Source organism: Sporosarcina ureae (assembly GCF_002101375.1).
GTDB classification, from domain to species: domain Bacteria; phylum Bacillota; class Bacilli; order Bacillales_A; family Planococcaceae; genus Sporosarcina; species Sporosarcina ureae_B.
In genome coordinates, this window is sequence record NZ_CP015207.1 from 1,970,045 (window position 1) to 1,987,500 (window position 17,456).

18 protein-coding genes and 1 tRNA gene (1 of these 19 cut by a window edge) are annotated in these 17,456 nt (G+C 43.1%); 18 read left to right on the forward strand and 1 reads right to left on the reverse strand.

From position 1 onward, the window contains the following. The first annotated feature begins 24 nt into the window (after window positions 1-24). The 4 genes from yabP (at window position 25) to SporoP8_RS09790 (ending at window position 1,793) form a co-directional block, all read left to right on the forward strand. A complete protein-coding gene (gene yabP, locus SporoP8_RS09775; protein WP_029054884.1) occupies window positions 25-321 on the forward strand; it encodes a sporulation protein YabP in 297 nt (98 codons plus the stop codon). Next, a complete protein-coding gene (gene yabQ / locus SporoP8_RS09780) occupies window positions 318-803 on the forward strand; it encodes a spore cortex biosynthesis protein YabQ (RefSeq protein WP_085132329.1) in 486 nt (161 codons plus the stop codon). Before yabP ends, yabQ begins: the two co-directional genes overlap by 4 nt. 29 nt (window positions 804-832) lie before the next feature. Further along, entirely contained in the window at window positions 833-1,246 is a 414-nt protein-coding gene (locus SporoP8_RS09785; protein WP_085132330.1) for an FtsB family cell division protein, read from the forward strand. 121 nt (window positions 1,247-1,367) lie between these two features. Then, the gene (locus tag SporoP8_RS09790) at window positions 1,368-1,793 is read left to right on the forward strand and encodes a S1 domain-containing RNA-binding protein (RefSeq protein WP_029054887.1); all 426 of its coding nucleotides are present in this window, start codon (window positions 1,368-1,370) and stop codon (window positions 1,791-1,793) included. Between the two features lie 423 nt (window positions 1,794-2,216). Here SporoP8_RS09790 and SporoP8_RS09795 read toward each other — a convergent pair. Next, a tRNA-Met gene (locus SporoP8_RS09795) sits at window positions 2,217-2,290 on the reverse strand. A gap of 208 nt (window positions 2,291-2,498) precedes the next feature. Here SporoP8_RS09795 and SporoP8_RS09800 point away from each other — a divergent pair. The 14 genes from SporoP8_RS09800 to lysS all read left to right on the forward strand — a co-directional run. Then, window positions 2,499-4,898, forward strand: coding sequence for a SpoIIE family protein phosphatase (locus SporoP8_RS09800; RefSeq protein ID WP_085132331.1), 2,400 nt, complete (start codon window positions 2,499-2,501; stop codon window positions 4,896-4,898). Between the two features lie 35 nt (window positions 4,899-4,933). Beyond that, complete coding sequence (gene tilS / locus SporoP8_RS09805; protein WP_085132332.1) at window positions 4,934-6,343, forward strand: tRNA lysidine(34) synthetase TilS; 1,410 nt, start codon at window positions 4,934-4,936, stop codon at window positions 6,341-6,343. Window positions 6,344-6,362: 19 nt separating this feature from the next. Continuing rightward, window positions 6,363-6,905, forward strand: a complete 543-nt coding sequence (hpt, locus tag SporoP8_RS09810) for a hypoxanthine phosphoribosyltransferase (protein ID WP_085132333.1) — start codon at window positions 6,363-6,365, stop codon at window positions 6,903-6,905. A gap of 131 nt (window positions 6,906-7,036) precedes the next feature. Then, the gene (gene ftsH, locus SporoP8_RS09815) at window positions 7,037-9,049 is read left to right on the forward strand and encodes an ATP-dependent zinc metalloprotease FtsH (protein WP_085132334.1); all 2,013 of its coding nucleotides are present in this window, start codon (window positions 7,037-7,039) and stop codon (window positions 9,047-9,049) included. A 139-nt stretch (window positions 9,050-9,188) separates the two neighbouring features. Further along, window positions 9,189-9,953 (forward strand): type III pantothenate kinase, encoded by a 765-nt coding sequence (locus tag SporoP8_RS09820; RefSeq protein ID WP_085132335.1) that lies wholly within the window; start codon window positions 9,189-9,191, stop codon window positions 9,951-9,953. A 12-nt stretch (window positions 9,954-9,965) separates the two neighbouring features. Continuing rightward, window positions 9,966-10,835 (forward strand): Hsp33 family molecular chaperone HslO, encoded by an 870-nt coding sequence (hslO, locus tag SporoP8_RS09825; protein ID WP_085132336.1) that lies wholly within the window; start codon window positions 9,966-9,968, stop codon window positions 10,833-10,835. 299 nt (window positions 10,836-11,134) lie between these two features. Continuing rightward, entirely contained in the window at window positions 11,135-12,061 is a 927-nt protein-coding gene (gene cysK / locus SporoP8_RS09830) for a cysteine synthase A (protein ID WP_085132337.1), read from the forward strand. Window positions 12,062-12,292: 231 nt separating this feature from the next. After that, window positions 12,293-12,934 carry a peroxiredoxin family protein gene (locus SporoP8_RS09835; protein ID WP_085132338.1) on the forward strand — a complete coding sequence of 214 codons (642 nt, stop codon included), beginning with the start codon at window positions 12,293-12,295 and terminating at the stop codon, window positions 12,932-12,934. A 26-nt stretch (window positions 12,935-12,960) separates the two neighbouring features. Next, window positions 12,961-14,391 (forward strand): anthranilate synthase component I family protein, encoded by a 1,431-nt coding sequence (locus SporoP8_RS09840; protein ID WP_085132339.1) that lies wholly within the window; start codon window positions 12,961-12,963, stop codon window positions 14,389-14,391. Beyond that, a complete protein-coding gene (gene pabC, locus SporoP8_RS09845; RefSeq protein WP_085132340.1) occupies window positions 14,388-15,239 on the forward strand; it encodes an aminodeoxychorismate lyase in 852 nt (283 codons plus the stop codon). The genes SporoP8_RS09840 and pabC overlap by 4 nt, the downstream gene beginning before the upstream one ends. A gap of 2 nt (window positions 15,240-15,241) precedes the next feature. Beyond that, window positions 15,242-16,093 carry a dihydropteroate synthase gene (gene folP, locus SporoP8_RS09850; RefSeq protein WP_085132341.1) on the forward strand — a complete coding sequence of 284 codons (852 nt, stop codon included), beginning with the start codon at window positions 15,242-15,244 and terminating at the stop codon, window positions 16,091-16,093. Between the two features lie 21 nt (window positions 16,094-16,114). After that, the gene (folB, locus tag SporoP8_RS09855; RefSeq protein WP_085132342.1) at window positions 16,115-16,483 is read left to right on the forward strand and encodes a dihydroneopterin aldolase; all 369 of its coding nucleotides are present in this window, start codon (window positions 16,115-16,117) and stop codon (window positions 16,481-16,483) included. Further along, a complete protein-coding gene (gene folK / locus SporoP8_RS09860; protein WP_085132343.1) occupies window positions 16,480-16,989 on the forward strand; it encodes a 2-amino-4-hydroxy-6-hydroxymethyldihydropteridine diphosphokinase in 510 nt (169 codons plus the stop codon). The genes folB and folK overlap by 4 nt, the downstream gene beginning before the upstream one ends. Before the next feature lie 165 nt (window positions 16,990-17,154). Next, window positions 17,155-17,456, forward strand: partial view of a lysine--tRNA ligase gene (gene lysS / locus SporoP8_RS09865; RefSeq protein WP_085132344.1) — the beginning only. 1,189 nt of this gene lie beyond the right edge of the window; only the first 302 of its 1,491 coding nucleotides appear in the window; it begins with the start codon at window positions 17,155-17,157; its stop codon lies beyond the right edge, outside the window.

Here is a 17,456-nt window from a genome sequence, read left to right on the forward strand (position 1 = left end):
ACGTACTAGAGAAGGGGGACGCATATGCAGATTCAAACAGACAGCTCCATGTATACTATTCCATCAGGAGACCACGTAGTGACGATGCGCAATCGCAAAAGAATGGACCTCACATCCGTGAAAACGATCGACCGCTTTGACCAGGAGGAATTTCTTGTTAGAACATCGCTAGGCGTACTGCAAATCCGTGGGGAGGAACTGCGTATTGTACATCTAGATGTGGACAAGGGCCTACTCACGCTTGAAGGTACTGTCCAAACACTTCAATATGATGACGAAGAAGCAGGTTCACGCAATTTCCTCCATAAATTATTCGGATGAGCCTATCCGTCCAGTTCTTCAGTCTATTGGCGATGATCGGGACAGGTATTACTGCTGGAATTGTACTGGATTTATTCGGAACCATTGTCGCCGCGTGCGATAAACGTTCATTCATTAGAAGATGGGCATTCTGGTTTGAATGCCTTATCTGGATTATGTTAGGGATCATGTCGTTTTGGGTATTAGTTTTGGTACGCGACGGGGCATGGAGAATGTATGACCCTGTTGCCCAGATTAGTGGCTTGTTATTGTACGCAGCTATCTTCCATCATCCCGTGAGAATTGTAGGTAGACTACTGTTACTTGTGGTGCTTAGGCCGATTTGGCTCATCATTCGTCTTGTCTACCTAACGATTCAACGTATTTTCTATTTAATTGTTTCTATTCTGTCAGTAATCACGTCACCGTTTATAAGATTAGTGAAGAACGTAGGGAAATTCCTTCAAAATAAATGCAGAGTACTATATAATAGAGTGCAATAGTAGAATTACGCCAGAAAGGTGTGTGCGCCATGAAAAAAACACAGAAGCCCTCAACAAAGAATGTGACATCAATCGATACAGACTATGTGCGCTCCATGCAAAAAAAAGAAAATTTTAAAAAAGCACAACAAAAACGTTTGCGTAATAGGTTGGCTGTATTTTTTGTCATCGTCTGTGTGGTTGCTGGAAGTTTGTTCAATATGAACGCTGGTCAGAAAGAAATTCTGGCTGCGAAACATAAGGAAAAAGCCCAAGCAATAGCTACATTAGAGGATTTGAAAGAACAGCAAGAACAACTGAATACGCAGTTGATTCGATTGGATGATGACGAGTATATTGCGAAACTCGCACGGAAAGAATACTTTCTTTCTGAGTCCAATGAGATCATTTTTTCCATTCCTGATAAGAAAAAAGAGTCAGAAAAAGAGATAAGAAAAGAGTAGTCAAGTTGACACTCTTTTTTTGTTGGCTATAATATAGATAGGAGCCTGTAAAATACAGGCACTGCCAATATGGTTGATAGGCTTACGAGCCGCTTAAAACTTAAGGAGGAGCATTTTTTTTATGTCAATTGAAGTAGGCAGCAAGTTAGAAGGTAAAGTAACCGGGATCACAAATTTTGGGGCATTTGTTGAATTGCCAAGCGGATCCACAGGATTAGTCCATATTAGTGAAGTAGCTGACAATTATGTCAAAGATATTAATGATCATTTAAAAGTCGGCGATATGGTTGAAGTCAAAGTAATGAATGTGGGATCTGACGGTAAAATCGGTCTTTCCATCCGTAAGGCTAAACCTGAGTCAGAACAACGTCCACAGCGTCCACAACGTCCAACTAGACCTCGTCAAGGAAGCAAACCGAGCTTTGAACGACCAGAGAATTTTGAACAGAAGATGGCAAAATTCATGAAGGACAGCGAAGAACGTCTAACTACCTTAAAGAGAGCGACAGAGTCCAAGCGTGGCGGTCGTGGAGCCAGAAGAGGATAACTTGCTGACTAATTCAACTGCGAACTAAAATCAGATGACATCCTATACGTATGTTCCGCAATATGGAGCATGCGTTTTTTTGTGGGGAAAATTCGAGTCCATTTTGTTATGCCAGTGCCACTGAGTGTTCGTTCCGTTGTAGTTTTAAGAGGAAGTACAGCTACTTGGTGATACCGCTCATGCATTTCTCGTAAGTACAGTGGGGTTCATTGGCTTTACACTCTCATAGTCAGTCAAGTAAGTGTCCTTGTACAAAATAGACTAATAAATGATCCAGCCAAACCACTAGCACTTCTTATTAACGCTTACAATAATTAACCATGCATTAAATCGATAGTGTACTAAATTCAAGGTTAATCCACAGATCATTTTCTCCAACAAAAAATCCTCTGCGTAAGCAAGAGGATTTTTGTACTTCTATTATAGCGGCGGAGGGGGTCGAACCCACGACCTTTCGGGTATGAACCGAACGCTCTAGCCATCTGAGCTACGCCGCCAAGATGTTTTCGCATTGAAATTAGGTAATTCCATATGCAACGTCTCTTATCATACTAGGCATTTGAAGAAGTGTCAACATCTCTTTTGCTAAAAAATATACATACGGAATACGTCGAAATGTTTTGTGAATATGCCGCCACAAACAGACAAAATTTCTCGCGAACCCCATGTATAGTTTTATGTAAGAGAACATAGGGGGTATGGGAAATGAAGATGATTGACAATATGGAACGACCAATTGTACAGATGTTCAGGGCGTACTGGCAAGAGTTTATGAATCGGAAAGTATACTTGCTAACTGCCCTTCTATTCTTAGTAGGATCATTCTTTCTATCGCAAGCAGTAGTATTCGATATGGCAGTACCATTCTTCTTGCCGATCTGGGCATTAGCAAGTATGCGCTACCGTCAACACATGATCTACGTATTTATAGGAGGGATGGCAGGCAGTGCGTTTCTTGGGGTAGGACAAGCTGTCATTCATTTGGCGCAATTACTACTGTTTCATTCAATCATAAAGATTCCAGTCGTGAAAAGGTCTATTCCAATCGCTGTGGCCGGAGCAATGATTATTCCACAATTAATTTGGCAGCTCGTTAAATACGGCGATGGGATGTTGCCTTTAGCCATTCAGTTGTCTATAGGGTTAGAAGCGTTGCTTGCGTTGTTCATGACCATTTTCATGTTACTGGCTTTTCCTTCTATAGAAAGAATGCTGTATGGGCCGTGGAATCCTGAGCAGATCAGTGCGATGTGTATTGTGGGAGCGCTGGCAGCTACCGGGATGGGAGGATTCCAAATCGGTACGGTATCGGTTGCGGGGGTGTTCTTGTTTTTAGCGATATTTGTAGCCGCCGTAGTGGGGGGAGTGCCGTTCGCTACAACTGTCGGAATGATTATTGCATTAATCATAGGTGTATCAGAGTTGTCCTTCACGGGCATGATGGCGTTATATGGTATGACTGGTTTGTTGGCAGGTTCACTAAAACGCTTTGGAAAGCTAGGGGTCATCACCGGCAGTGTCTTTGTTTCGCTCTTTTTCCTTCTATATGATGCGACACTGCCTCTAGATACCGTTCACTTTTCCACAGTTGGTGCCGCGGCTTTACTGTTTATATTGATTCCTTCACGTAAATTAAGTCAAATACGACAAGTTTTATTGCCGAAACAAGAAGGAATATCGGAAAAGCGACAGCAATGGCTGGCGGATAAACTGGACGGGCAGTTAGAGGAGTTCCAACAGTTTGCTCATTTCATGTCAACACTTGTGAATGATCGTCTGTCACCCGAAGAGGAAGTGGCGGCAACAAGTCAAGTACCATCTATTTGTCAATCCTGTTTTCGTTACCGAAAGTGCTGGGAAAGTGAAGAGGACAGTATAGAACCGTTGATTGACGAATGGGAAACAACTTATTCTGCAACGAAAAAAGCGGCACGTGTACGTGTTGAACAGAAGATGAAATATAAATGTCTACGTTTTAAAGGATTAATGAATGAATTAGAAGAGAGAGGGGCCAATAAATTATTGATGGGGCAGTTGCAGCATGGTCGAAAGATGCTAGCACTACAATTGCGTGATATGAGTACGCATATTGAAAAAGTTATGAGAGAGGTAAAGGAAGATCTGACAACGTATAAGTTGGCTGAAGAAGAGCTTGCGAATCGTTTACAATCACAAGCCATAGAGTTTTTTCAAATAGATATATTATCAGAAGAACGGGGTGCCTGCAGAATTGTGATTTCTGTACCGGAAAAAAAGGCGGATTTTGAAGCCGAAACGACGGTCGGAGAATATTTATTACTGCCTATCTTGGAGCAAATGTACGATGAACCGATGCATATTTCAAAATCGACTTATCAGCCGTTCCCGTTCCCGCATGTACAACTGACCTTTAGTTCAGCTGTTCGTTTTTCACTTGATTATGATATCGTCACGACAGCTGGAAAGGGATCGTTCAATGGTGGTGATGCGTATGAGCTATTCAAGATTCATGATGGCTTGTCAGCCGTACTGTTGTCGGACGGGATGGGACAAGACATCAATGCTTACCACGAAAGTAGAAAGGTAATCCGGCTGATGCGGGAGTGTCTGGGTCAAAAAATGGATCCGGAAACAGCGATCCACACTTTGCATTATATGATGGCATTGAACGGATTGGATGATATGTATGCAACGCTCGACTTGGCGTTAATTGATTTACAAGAAGGGCGACTATGGTCGTGGAAAGCAGGTTCGATGAGTACCTACATTAAAAGAAGTGATGATTGTATTCGGTTAGACAGCAAAACAGTACCATTTGGTTTCTTGCCGTCATTTTCTATAGAAGCGAAAAATGAAAAGCTCAAGTCCGGTGATATCGTCGTTATGATGACGGACGGCATATTTAATGGAGATATACCGCTTGATATCCAGGAAGACGTGATGAATCAAACGATAGAACGCTTTAAAGATATGGATTGTCGGACGATTGCAGATCAAGTAATGATGGAGATGGAACGGGTATTTGAGTCAGTGGAGGATGATCGGACGATTCTCGTAATGAAAGTCGGCCATATTGTGCCAAAGTGGTCAAAAGCGAATAAGCAACCTCGAATCATTTCTAGCTAAACAATGTTAGAATAGAGAGAGGAGGGAGATGGATCATGAAAAGTTTGCAGCAAAAGGTATTAAAATTTATTGACAAGCAAACGTTGATTCCTCCCGGCTCTCGTGTATTAGTCGCGTGTTCGGGTGGTGTGGATTCCATGGCACTGCTTCACTTTCTAGCGACGCATCAGCAATCTTTGGTCATTGAAGTAGCGGCCATCCATGTAGATCACATGTTGCGTGGAGTTGAATCTGCTGAAGATGCGTTTGTTGTGAAGCAACTGTGCAAGGAATTCGGGCTACCCTTTTATTCTGAACAAATACCTATTCCAGTTATCTTGGATAGCCAGGGCGGTAATATGCAGCAAGTATGTCGGCAACAGCGTTATGCACGTTTCGAACAAACGATGGAAAGTGAGAGGTTCACAGTTCTCGCAACAGCCCATCATGCAGATGACCAACTAGAGACGGTGCTGATTCAATTAAGTAAGGGACAATCATTAAATGGTATGCCTATTCAGCGGACAATCCACTCGGGTAAAGTTATACGTCCACTTCTTCCATTAAGAAAGAGTGAATTGTACATGTATGCGTCACATCATAAAATAATGTTCCGGGAAGATCCAAGTAATGAGCAAGACAATTATTTACGTAATCGTATGCGACATCACGTGCTACCATTCTTGATGGACGAAAACCCATCCGTCGCAGTCAACACAGTCCGCCAAACAGAACAACGGCAAGCGGATGAAAGCTTGCTGAATGAGCTTGCGGATCAACATTGGCGTTCGATTGTTACGTATACGCAGGAGCAGCTTCCCTCTTTTCAACGGGAGGCGTTTCTTGCTATTCCCCACGCTTTACAAAAGCGCGTGATTCAACTACTATTAAAATGTCTAACTAACCCAGCAACAGAGAACGCTGAGTGGCATTTTGCAGTAGTGGATGAACTGTTACAACATATTACGAACTCAGCTGGAAATGTCACAATTGATTTGGCGTATGGCTATCGGTTTATCAGGGAATATGATAAACTGCTAATTACAAAAATGGATATAGATACAGCGTCCCTTCGTCCAAAAGTACTTGAAAAAGGTACTTGGCATACGTGGGGGAATATTCAGTTTTACTGGCATCATGCCAGCGCACATATGATAGAAGAATTCTCACCTTCAGATGAAATCAGGTATTTCCAATTACCTGAGACGGAACTGCCGCTAACTGTACGTCTTCGGATGACCGGAGATAGAATGTTGATCAAAGGAATGTCCGAGCCGAAACGTGTGAAGCGGATATTGATTGATGAGAAGATAGGGATCATGCAAAGGCAGCAGCAACCTGTCGTTACGACAGCAAGCGGTACTGTGTGTGCAATACCTGGTGTACGGTATAGTGAGATGTTTTCACGCCGCCAACTGGAAGGCGATTCATACATATGGATTACGCGAGAAGGCGAGACAAGATAAAATAGAGGGGGACGGGCCGATGATCGCGCAAGATATCGAGCATGTTTTAATTTCAGAAGAGCAACTAGAAGAGAAAGTCCGAGAACTTGGAGCAACATTAACTGAGGAGTACCGTGAAAAATTCCCATTAGCAGTTGGTGTACTTAAAGGTGCACTACCATTTATGAGTGACTTGATCAAACGTATTGATACGTATATCGAATTAGATTTCATGGATGTTTCTAGTTATGGAAATGCGACAGTTTCATCAGGTGAAGTGAAGATCATCAAAGATTTGAACACTAGCATAGAAGGTCGCGACGTGTTGATTATTGAAGACATTATTGACAGTGGGAAGACATTGAATTACTTAGTGGAGCTGTTTAAATACAGAAAAGCAAACTCTATCAAAATCGTTACGTTGTTGGATAAGCCGACAGGACGTAAAGTAGATTTGAAAGCAGATTACGTAGGTTTCGATGTACCAGATGCGTTCGTTGTTGGGTACGGCTTGGATTATGCAGAGAAATACCGTAATTTACCGTACATTGGGGTATTGAAAAAGGAAATTTACTCTTTCTGACGGAAGTGCAATGAACCGAATTGAAGGCTATTTGCCTTAAGGCATTTCTTTTGTTAAGTAGTGTTAATCTATGCTAAAATTTACAATAGTTTTCTGTTTAGTTTTTGTTGAATGAGATGAGGAGGCTTGGGATGAATCGAATACTTCGATACTTTCTTTTATATGGATTGATTTTCCTAGCAATAATGGGGATTTTCAGTTCGCTTAACAATCCAAATCCGAAGATGAAACCAATTCGGTATGATGAATTCGTCACAGCGCTGGAACAGGGGAAAGTTGAAAATGCAACTTTTCAGCCATTACAGCTTGTGTATGAAGTAAAAGGGGAAATGGCTGGCTACGAAAAAGGTGAAACTTTCGTAACAAACATTCCGGAAAATGATATGGACAGTATTGGTGAAATTGTCAAAACGACAAGTACTGAGATTGACATCCTGCCGCCAAAAGAAACAAGCGCGTGGGTATCGTTCTTTACAGGACTCGTACCATTCATAATTATTATTATCCTTTTCTTCTTCTTACTGAACCAATCACAAGGCGGCGGTGGCGGCAAGGTGATGAACTTCGGAAAAAGTAAAGCGAAACTGCAATCGGATGATCGGAAGAAAGTACGTTTCAATGACGTTGCAGGTGCAGATGAGGAAAAGGCTGAGCTCGAAGAAGTCGTGGACTTCTTGAAAGATGCCAGTAAGTTTGTGGAGTTAGGTGCACGAATTCCGAAAGGGATCTTATTAGTAGGACCTCCAGGTACAGGTAAAACATTGCTTGCACGTGCAGTAGCAGGTGAATCAGGTGTACCATTCTTCTCGATTTCAGGTTCTGATTTCGTTGAGATGTTCGTAGGTGTGGGTGCTTCTCGAGTACGTGATTTATTTGAGAATGCTAAGAAAAACTCACCATGTATTATTTTTATTGATGAAATTGATGCAGTTGGACGTCAGCGTGGAGCCGGCTTAGGTGGCGGTCACGATGAACGTGAGCAAACATTGAACCAGTTGCTAGTAGAAATGGATGGATTTGAAGGGAACGAAGGAATTATTATCGTTGCTGCAACAAACCGTCCGGATATTTTGGATCCGGCACTTCTTCGTCCGGGACGTTTTGACCGTCAAATTACGGTTGGTCGTCCAGATGTTAAAGGAAGAGAAGCTGTGTTGAAAGTACATACACGAAATAAGCCGCTTGATGATACGGTCGATATGAAAGCTCTTGCTCAACGTACTCCAGGATTCTCTGGTGCAGATCTTGAGAACTTATTGAATGAAGCAGCTCTTGTGGCAGCGAGAAGAGATAAAAAGAAAATCGATATGTCCGATATTGATGAAGCGACGGATCGTGTGATTGCAGGCCCTGCGAAAACAAATCGTGTCATCTCGAAAAAAGAGCGAAACATCGTTGCGTTCCACGAAGCGGGTCACGTAGTCGTAGGTTTAATGCTCGACGATGCAGAAATTGTCCATAAAGTAACTATAGTTCCTCGTGGGCAAGCTGGTGGATACGCAGTTATGCTTCCGAAAGAAGATCGCTACTTCATGACAAAACCTGAACTTCTCGACAAAATCGCGGGTCTTCTAGGTGGACGTGTATCAGAAGAAATTGTACTAGGTGAAGTGTCAACCGGTGCACATAATGACTTCCAGCGCGCTACAGGTATTGCACGATCGATGGTTACAGAATATGGAATGAGTGATAAAATTGGTCCGATGCAGTTCGGGCAGACACAAGGCGGCCAAGTATTCCTTGGACGTGACTTCAACTCTGAACAAAACTATTCTGAAGCAATCGCATACGAGATTGACTCTGAAATGCAAATGATCATAAAAGAACAATACGAACGCACAAGACAAATTTTGACTGAAAACCGAGAGTTGCTTAATCTAATCGCAACCACTTTATTGGAAGTCGAAACGTTGGATGCGGAACAAATCAATCACTTGAAAGATCACGGTACTTTGCCTGATCGCCCATACGACAACAACGATGGTAGCGTTGATGACAAGAAAATTGTAGAAGAATCCCCTGTGGAAACTACAACTCCTGATAGCACGGGTGCGCCATCAGACCCGTCAATCGGTGACTTGCCAAGTGAAAGTGGAGCAGTAGATAAGACACTGCCATCCATTGATGAAGAACGTAGAGACTAAGCGAACCCAACAGCCGACTGTATACAGTCGGCTGTTTTCTTATGAAGGGGGAGCGCGTTCAGTACACATTCACAGTATCTGGATGTGAAATTATGATATGATGTACGGGAAAAAGTCAAAGTAAGAGGGGACAACGACTATGTTATTAGTATTAGACACAGGCAATACGAATATTGTGTTAGGTGTATATGAAGGGGATCAACTGAAGCACCATTGGCGGATGGAAACCTATCGACATAAAACAGAAGACGAATATGCTATGCAAGTAAAGGCATTGTTCCAGCATGTGGGGATTTCATTCACTGACATCACAGGCATTATTATTTCTTCTGTAGTGCCGCCCGTTATGTTCCCGTTAGAGCAAATGTGTAAAAAGTATTTTAATCAAAAGCCGATGGTCGTTGGACCTGGCGTAAAAACCGGATTAAATATCAAATATGAAAATCCCCGCGAAGTCGGTGCAGATCGCATTGTCAATGCGGTGGCAGCGATTCGTGAATACGGTAGTCCGCTCATTATCGTAGACTTTGGAACAGCTACTACGTATTGCTATGTTAATGAGCATGGCGAATACATGGGTGGTTCTATCGCGCCTGGTATTAAAATCTCCATGGAAGCATTATTTGATCGTGCCTCTAAACTACCGCGCGTTCAACTGGCACGGCCGGAGCATGTAGTAGGTAAGAACACCGTAGCTGCCATGCAGTCGGGTATAATATTTGGTTACGTTGGACAAGTAGAAGGAATCGTCAACCGTATAAAAGAAGATTGTGCAGTAGAACCTACTGTGATCGCAACAGGTGGAATGGCGGATTTAATTGCATCTGAAACCAAAGTGATTGATATTGTGGATGATTTTTTAACGCTAAAAGGATTACATCTGATTTATGAAAGAAATATGTAAGGAGAGAATAAAATGACAACAGATTACTTAGTAAAAGCATTAGCCTTTGAAGGGCAAATACGCGCATATGCAGTTCGTTCAACAGAAACAGTAGGAGAAGTGCAAGAGCGTCATCAAATGTGGCCGACAGCGACTGCTGCTCTTGGGCGTACAATTTCAGCATCAGTCATGATGGGGGCTATGTTAAAAGGCGATGATAGCATTACGGTAAAAATTCAAGGCGATGGTCCACTTGGTCCAATTGTCGTGGATGCTAATGCTAGAGGGGAAGTTCGTGGTTATGCAACGAATCCACAAACGCATTTACCGCTGAATAAACAAGGCAAATTAGACGTTCGTGGAGCAGTAGGTACGGAAGGTATGCTATCGATTGTAAAAGATTTAGGAATGAAAGATTATTTTACGGGGCAAGTACCGATTATTTCCGGGGAAATTGCAGAAGACTTCACACAGTACATGGTAGTATCTGAACAAGTACCATCCGCTGTGGCGTTAGGTGTACTCGTTGATCCAGATAACACGGTTAAAGCATCAGGTGGCTTTATTCTGCAAGTAATGCCAGGAGCTACGGAAGAGACGATTGAATTGCTGGAAGGAAGAATCGCGAACATGACGGCAATTTCTACTATGATTGACAACGGACTGACACCTGAAGGAATCTTAGCAGAAGTACTAGGTCAGGAAAATGTAGAATTCCTCTCTAGAATCGACGTAAGATTTGAGTGTGATTGTTCAAAGGAACGTTTTAGCGAAGCGATTAAGGGGCTTGGAGCTGTAGAAATTCAAGCGATGATCGATGAAGATCAGGGTGCGGAAGCGCAATGCCACTTCTGTTTGGAGAAGTATCAATTCTCTGAGCAAGAGCTTCGTGAATTAATTTGATTTTACTCTAAACTACTCACCCGTTGCCGAAAGTGTTTTGCGGTGGCGGGTAATTTACTAATCTACGCAAATTTGTACAATCAATTTAGAAAGCGCTACCAGCACCCGCACAAGCATCCCTAGTATAAATGGATACCACCTTTTATGCAGTATTACATGAAACCTGCGGATTAGCTTGTTTAGTGTAGGATTGATAAACCATAATGTTCTGAATGATTATATTGACAAGTAAAATAGATGGTAGTAATATCAAGTTAATAAATCATATTAAAATACTAGGTATTAGGAGCGGATGACAAATGAGTAGAGTGGGAAATTCAGTTATTGATTTGGTAGGTAACACGCCGTTAGTAAAATTAAATCGTTTAACAGGTGCAGATGACGCAGATGTGTATTTGAAACTTGAATTCTTCAATCCTGGCTCAAGCGTCAAAGATCGTATTGCACTCGCCATGATCGAGGCGGCAGAAAAAAGCGGTGATTTGAAAGAAGATAGCACAATCATCGAACCGACTAGTGGCAATACAGGAATCGGGCTCGCTATGATTGCGGCGGCGAAAGGATATAAATCTGTACTCGTCATGCCGGACACAATGAGTCTAGAGCGACGCAATTTACTTCGCGCATACGGAGCGGATTTGGTATTAACACCGGGAGCTGAAGGAATGAAAGGCGCAATCTCAAAAGCTGAGCAATTGGCAGAAGAAAACGGTTGGTTCCTACCGCAACAGTTTAACAATGAAGCAAACCCCGAAGTTCATCGTCTGACAACGGGACCAGAAATCGCGAATGCGTTGGAGCAAGTAGATGCATTTATCTCGGGAATCGGTACGGGTGGTACAATTACAGGAGCAGGTGAAGTGCTGAAAGAGCGTTTCCCTGGAATCAATATCGTAGCGGTAGAGCCAGAAGATTCAGCGGTATTATCTGGCGGTAAGCCGGGACCACATAAAATTCAAGGGATCGGTGCAGGATTCGTGCCGGAAGTATTAGATACGAAAATCTACGATGAGATTATCAAAGTATCTAATGATGACGCGTATACGTTTGCGCGTCGTGCAGCTCGTGAGGAAGGCATCCTTGGAGGAGTATCTTCAGGCGCAGCGATTGCAGCTGCATTGCAAGTGGCTAAGAAGTTAGGCAAAGGCAAAACGGTAGTCGCGATCATTCCATCTAACGGAGAGCGTTACTTGAGCACGCCCCTTTATCAGTTTGATGAAGAGTAAGAGATAAGGTATCGTGGGAGCCATTTGCTAGCGCACCAGTGATTCCAATGAAGTAATTTTATCCTTTCTGCATATGAAACTGTCGCTAGAAGTAGTAAGTTGCTTCTAGTGACAGTTTCTTTTTTTATCCTGTAACTAAATAGCATAATCTCTAAGCTGTTATCAGTGGGCAAAATTCTGTATAATTGAGATGAACCAAGCTAGTTATACATAGAACAGAGGAGGCTCACTGTGAATAAAAAGTGGAGCATAATAGTTTCGATTATAATTGTAATTGTCATGGGCACGATTATTTTCTTATTGAACAAGGAAATTAAAGAAGAAACGGGCGGCATCCCAGGTTATGAGGATTTGAATATGGAAAGCTTGCCGAAAGATGTGGTTGATCGTTTACCTGAAGATTGGCAAACTACTACGGACGTTGATAAGCCTGGGCTTGCTAAAGGAGATTTGGCTCCGGATTTCGAATTAACTACACTTTCAGGTGACACAGTCAAATTGTCCGATTACCGTGGCAAGACGGTCATGTTGAACTTCTGGGCGTCGTGGTGTCCGCCATGCCGATCAGAAATGCCGCATATGGAAAACTACTATATAGACAATAAAGAGTCCGACGATATGGAGATACTCGCAGTCAACATGACGAAAACTGAGAAGAATAAGGTAGAGAGTGCGAAAGAATTCGTCGATGAATATAAATTAACGTTTCCAATTTTATTGGATAAGGACAGCGAAGTAATGAAAATGTATCAGATAAAAGTTTATCCGACTTCGTATATCATCAATAAAGAAGGTGTGATTACAGATAAAGTGATGCTGCCGTTGGATGATACGATGATCAAACAGTTAATAGACGAAAGTAACGCAGAGTAAATACTAGAGACGCAGGGGGAACTAGCATGAATACAGTAGCCTATCAGACAGCTTCAATGACAAAAGACGAATTCTTTTATGCCTATCGCCAACTTGCAACAGAAATGGATCGGCATGTTTTGTTGGAGAGTGGTCGTGGCGGGAAGATGTGTGTGGCGGGACTTGATCCGCTTGTGACGTTCAATGCAACCGAAACCGGTCTACGTTTAGAATGGCGTGATGGTAAAGAAGAATTGCTGACGGGAGAAGATCCGCTAGTCTTGTTGAATGACTTTATGGCGAAATATGAATTGGAGCATCAGAACGATATGCCTGCCTATCAAGGGGGGGCGATTGGGATGGTCAGTTACGATTATGTCAGACGCTACGAGACCCTACCGATTATTGCGGAGAACGATTTGACGACGCCTGACGTATTCTTTTATCTCTTTGATCAATGGGCTGTGTTCGATATAGAAAAGGAAAATGTCTACTTTATGGCATTGCCTGAAAAACGGCATGCGCTGGATAGTATGGTAAAGGAATGGACCGAAGCATCACAAACAGGTCTGCTGAATCGTCAATTTACTACTGGTCAGGCGGTGGATGTGGACGTTACAGAAGAAGATTTACAAGTATCTGTAACGGGAGAACAGTTCGAGCAAATGGTGCGCGATGTACAGCAATTCATTGAGGATGGAGATGTCGTGCAAGTGAATTTGTCCGTACGCCAGTCAAAACCGCTCATCGCACCATCTTTATTGATGTATGAAGCATTGCGCTCGTTCAATCCTTCACCTTATATGGCCTATATGGCGGCACCGAACTTTGAAGTAGTTTCCGGTTCGCCTGAATTATTGTTGAAAAAGCGTGGGACTGAGTTGAGCACGCGACCAATCGGTGGTACACGAAAGCGTGGGATGACGGAAGCGGAAGACTTTGCTTTACAGGAAGAATTGATATCGAACGCAAAGGAGATAGGTGAGCACAAGATGCTTGTCGATCTCGAATGTGCCGACTTTGAAGGGATCTGTCAGGAAGGCACAGTGGAAGTGGATGAATTCATGGTCGTCGAAAAGTATTCGCACGTTATGCATTTGGTGTCTAATGTTCGCGGTACTGCGTCTTCTGAAGATCTGGCATCTATTGTACACGGAGTATTCCCTGGAGGCTCCATTACGGGAGATCCTAAATTGAGGACAATGGAAATCATTGAAGAACTGGAGCCGACGCGCAGAGGACTCTATACAGGATCAATGGGTTGGATTGGTTTCAACGGAGATCTGGAGCTGAATATCACCATTCGTACAGCATTCATTCAAGATGGTATCGTGCATATCCAAGCGGGTGCTGGTTTAGTACCTGATTCGGATCCTGCTGCTGAATATCAAGAGTCTCTCAATAAAGCGAAAGCACTTTGGCAGGCGAAAGAAATGGCTGAGTTGGTGATTCGTGAAGAAAGTGAGCAATTGCATTGATTTGCTGGATGAACGGCAAGCGAGTAGTTGCGGAAGAACTACAGATATCACCGTTTGATCATGGATTTCTTTATGGACTGGGTTTTTTTGAAACATTCCGTACATACGGTGGAAAGGTATTCCTCTACGAATCGCATATGATTCGCTTGCGGTCGGCATTGAGCGATTACCGTATTGAAATGTCGTATAGTGATGAAGAAATTCTATCGGCTATTCATTCCTTGTACAAAGAGAATGGCAATGAAGATGGCTATTACCGATTGAATGTATCAGCAGGTGTGCATGATATCGGGCTAGCACCTACGCAGTATGAACAACCGAATGTACTGATCTTCCAAAAAGCGCTTCATCTGCCACCTGTACATACGGAAAAGGATGGCGTCTGGCTTGTGACAACGCGTAATGAACCGGAAAGCGTTGTTCGGCATAAATCACACCAGTATGCAAATAATGTAAAAGGGCGTCTGGAGTTACCTTCATTGAAAGAAACAGAAGGTCTATTTATTACTTCGGACGGCTATGTGGCAGAGGGCATTACATCGAATGTATTCTGGGTGAAACAAGGTGAGTTGTATACACCTTCATTGAACACGGGGATTTTACCTGGCACGACTCGAGCATTTGTTATTGAAATAGCTGGAGAACTGGGATTGCCTGTTAACGAAGGATTGTATATGCGTGAAGATCTTGAAATGTCGGAGGAAGTATTCATTACCAATGCGATTCAGGAACTAGTTCCGATTCGCCAAGTAGGAGAAGTGATGTTTTCTGGCAACGGAGGACCGGTCTATCAACGATTGCATGCCGGTTACCAACAAGCCATCAACCGAATGAAAGTGAGTGACTAGTAATGAAGTTATCAAAAGCGCGCGCATCGTATACATTGGGAAAAACGACGATTAATTTTACGGAAGAAACCGTGATTATGGGGATACTGAATGTCACGCCAGATTCATTTTCGGATGGCGGGAAATATGGTCAGAAAAACCCGGCACTTGAACATGCGCGGAACATGCTTGCGGATGGTGCAAAAATCATTGATATCGGCGGAGAGTCCACTCGTCCAGGATATACGCCTATTTCAGTTGAAGAGGAAATAGCTCGTGTTGTACCCATCATTGAGTTGCTCACGAAGGAACTCGGCTGTGTAATATCCATTGACACGTCAAAAGCAGCGGTTGCGGAAGCAGCGGTTATAGCGGGCGCAAGTATAATTAATGATGTGTGGGGCGCGAAGCGGGAACCGGCTATCGCGGAAGTGGCAGCGCGTTATGGCATACCTATCATTTTGATGCACAATCGTGAAAATCGTGATTATCAGCTACCATTCATGGAGGCTGTTATAGAAGATTTGCAGGAGAGTATCGATATTGCAAAGCGGGCGGGAGTAAGTGAAGAGATGATCTGGCTCGATCCAGGCATAGGCTTCGCGAAAGATCTCGAGCAAAATATATTAGCGATGCAAGGGTTGTCTTCGATTGCGGATCTTGGATATCCGGTTTTACTCGGTACGTCTCGTAAAGGCATGATCGGTAAAGTGCTCGATTTGCCCGTGGAAGAGCGTATAGAGGGGACGGGTGCGACGGTTTGCTATGGTATTGAGCATGGCGGACATATTATGCGTGTTCATGATGTAAAGGAAATCTCGCGAATGGTCAAGATGATGGATGTATTGACTAAGAAAGCGGCATACACTGGGTAAGCGATAAAATGGAGGGATTTCATGGATTATATTCATTTGAATGATATGGAGTTTTACGGTTACCACGGCGCATTGCCTGAAGAGAATAAACTCGGACAGCGTTTTCGGCTGACGGTTTCATTGGCAACGGATCTTGCGGAAGCCGGACAGACGGATGATTTATCGAAAACAATGAATTATGCAGAAGTGTATGAGATGTGTAAGAACATCGTAGAAGGTGAAGCGGTTCATTTGATCGAGACGGTAGCTGAAACAGTGGCGGGAACGATCATGACAGACTTTGCGGAAAAGGTGAACGGTGTTCGGGTCGTGCTTATTAAGCCGGACCCGCCGATTCGTGGACATTACTCATCAGTGTCCGTGGAAATCACGAGGGGGCGTTTCTCTTGAATAACGCCTACTTGTCACTGGGATCGAATATAGGCAATCGCCTGGAACATTTACAACAAGCTGTACAAATGTTAAATGAACATTCTTCTATTCAAGTGTTACTAGTTTCCTCCATCTACGAAACCGAACCTGTCGGATTAACGGAACAAGCGAAGTTTTTGAATATCGTCATAAAGCTCGGCACTACATTAGAAGCGACGGAATTATTGAGCGTTTGCCAGTCGATTGAAAATAAGCTTGGTAGAATGCGGAAAATACGTTGGGGCCCACGGACGGTAGACTTGGATATCTTGCTTTATAACGAGGAACATATCCAATTGGAGAATTTGATCATTCCGCATATACGAATGCAAGAGCGTGCATTCGTGCTTGTTCCACTAGTTGAGATTAATGGGGATGTAAAGAATCCTATAACAGGAACACGTTATCGTGAAGAGCTGGCGATAAAGGAAGACGGAGTGAATCTTTGGAAAAAGGTTGGACAAGTCGAAGAGTTTTTACAATAAGATTGAACATAAATGGCCAAACTGCTCTATAATAGGGCAGTTTTTTCTATACAATGGAACGAGATAACTGTTTGTCCTTTTGTTAGGCCTGGAATTTGTGTACAATAGTTGCAGACGACCGATCCTAAGGAGAGGGACGGTCAAAGTATGAAGGAGTGAAAGGGAATGTCCAATATGGATGAAATGAATGATCAGCTTTTGGTGAGACGCCAGAAGATGAAAGATATACGGGAAGATGGTTTGGATCCGTTTGGTCAGCGTTTTGAACGCACGCACCTAACAAACGAGATTCGCTCTACATATGAAGAGCAATCAAAAGAAGAGTTGGAAGAAAACGAGCATGAAGTAACTATTGCTGGTCGTATCATGACAAAGCGTGGAAAAGGCAAAGCAGGATTTGCTCACATTCAAGATCTTGGAGGTCAAATCCAGATCTACGTACGTCAGGATGCTATCGGTGAAGAAGC

Coding starts and splice junctions, on each gene's coding strand:
- yabP (WP_029054884.1), top strand. CDS start 25: ATGCAGATTCAAACAGACAGCTCCATGTATACTATTCCATCAGGAGAC.
- yabQ (WP_085132329.1), top strand. CDS start 318: ATGAGCCTATCCGTCCAGTTCTTCAGTCTATTGGCGATGATCGGGACA.
- SporoP8_RS09785 (WP_085132330.1), top strand. CDS start 833: ATGAAAAAAACACAGAAGCCCTCAACAAAGAATGTGACATCAATCGAT.
- SporoP8_RS09790 (WP_029054887.1), top strand. CDS start 1,368: ATGTCAATTGAAGTAGGCAGCAAGTTAGAAGGTAAAGTAACCGGGATC.
- SporoP8_RS09800 (WP_085132331.1), top strand. CDS start 2,499: ATGAAGATGATTGACAATATGGAACGACCAATTGTACAGATGTTCAGG.
- tilS (WP_085132332.1), top strand. CDS start 4,934: ATGAAAAGTTTGCAGCAAAAGGTATTAAAATTTATTGACAAGCAAACG.
- hpt (WP_085132333.1), top strand. CDS start 6,363: ATGATCGCGCAAGATATCGAGCATGTTTTAATTTCAGAAGAGCAACTA.
- ftsH (WP_085132334.1), top strand. CDS start 7,037: ATGAATCGAATACTTCGATACTTTCTTTTATATGGATTGATTTTCCTA.
- SporoP8_RS09820 (WP_085132335.1), top strand. CDS start 9,189: ATGTTATTAGTATTAGACACAGGCAATACGAATATTGTGTTAGGTGTA.
- hslO (WP_085132336.1), top strand. CDS start 9,966: ATGACAACAGATTACTTAGTAAAAGCATTAGCCTTTGAAGGGCAAATA.
- cysK (WP_085132337.1), top strand. CDS start 11,135: ATGAGTAGAGTGGGAAATTCAGTTATTGATTTGGTAGGTAACACGCCG.
- SporoP8_RS09840 (WP_085132339.1), top strand. CDS start 12,961: ATGAATACAGTAGCCTATCAGACAGCTTCAATGACAAAAGACGAATTC.
- folP (WP_085132341.1), top strand. CDS start 15,242: ATGAAGTTATCAAAAGCGCGCGCATCGTATACATTGGGAAAAACGACG.
- folB (WP_085132342.1), top strand. CDS start 16,115: ATGGATTATATTCATTTGAATGATATGGAGTTTTACGGTTACCACGGC.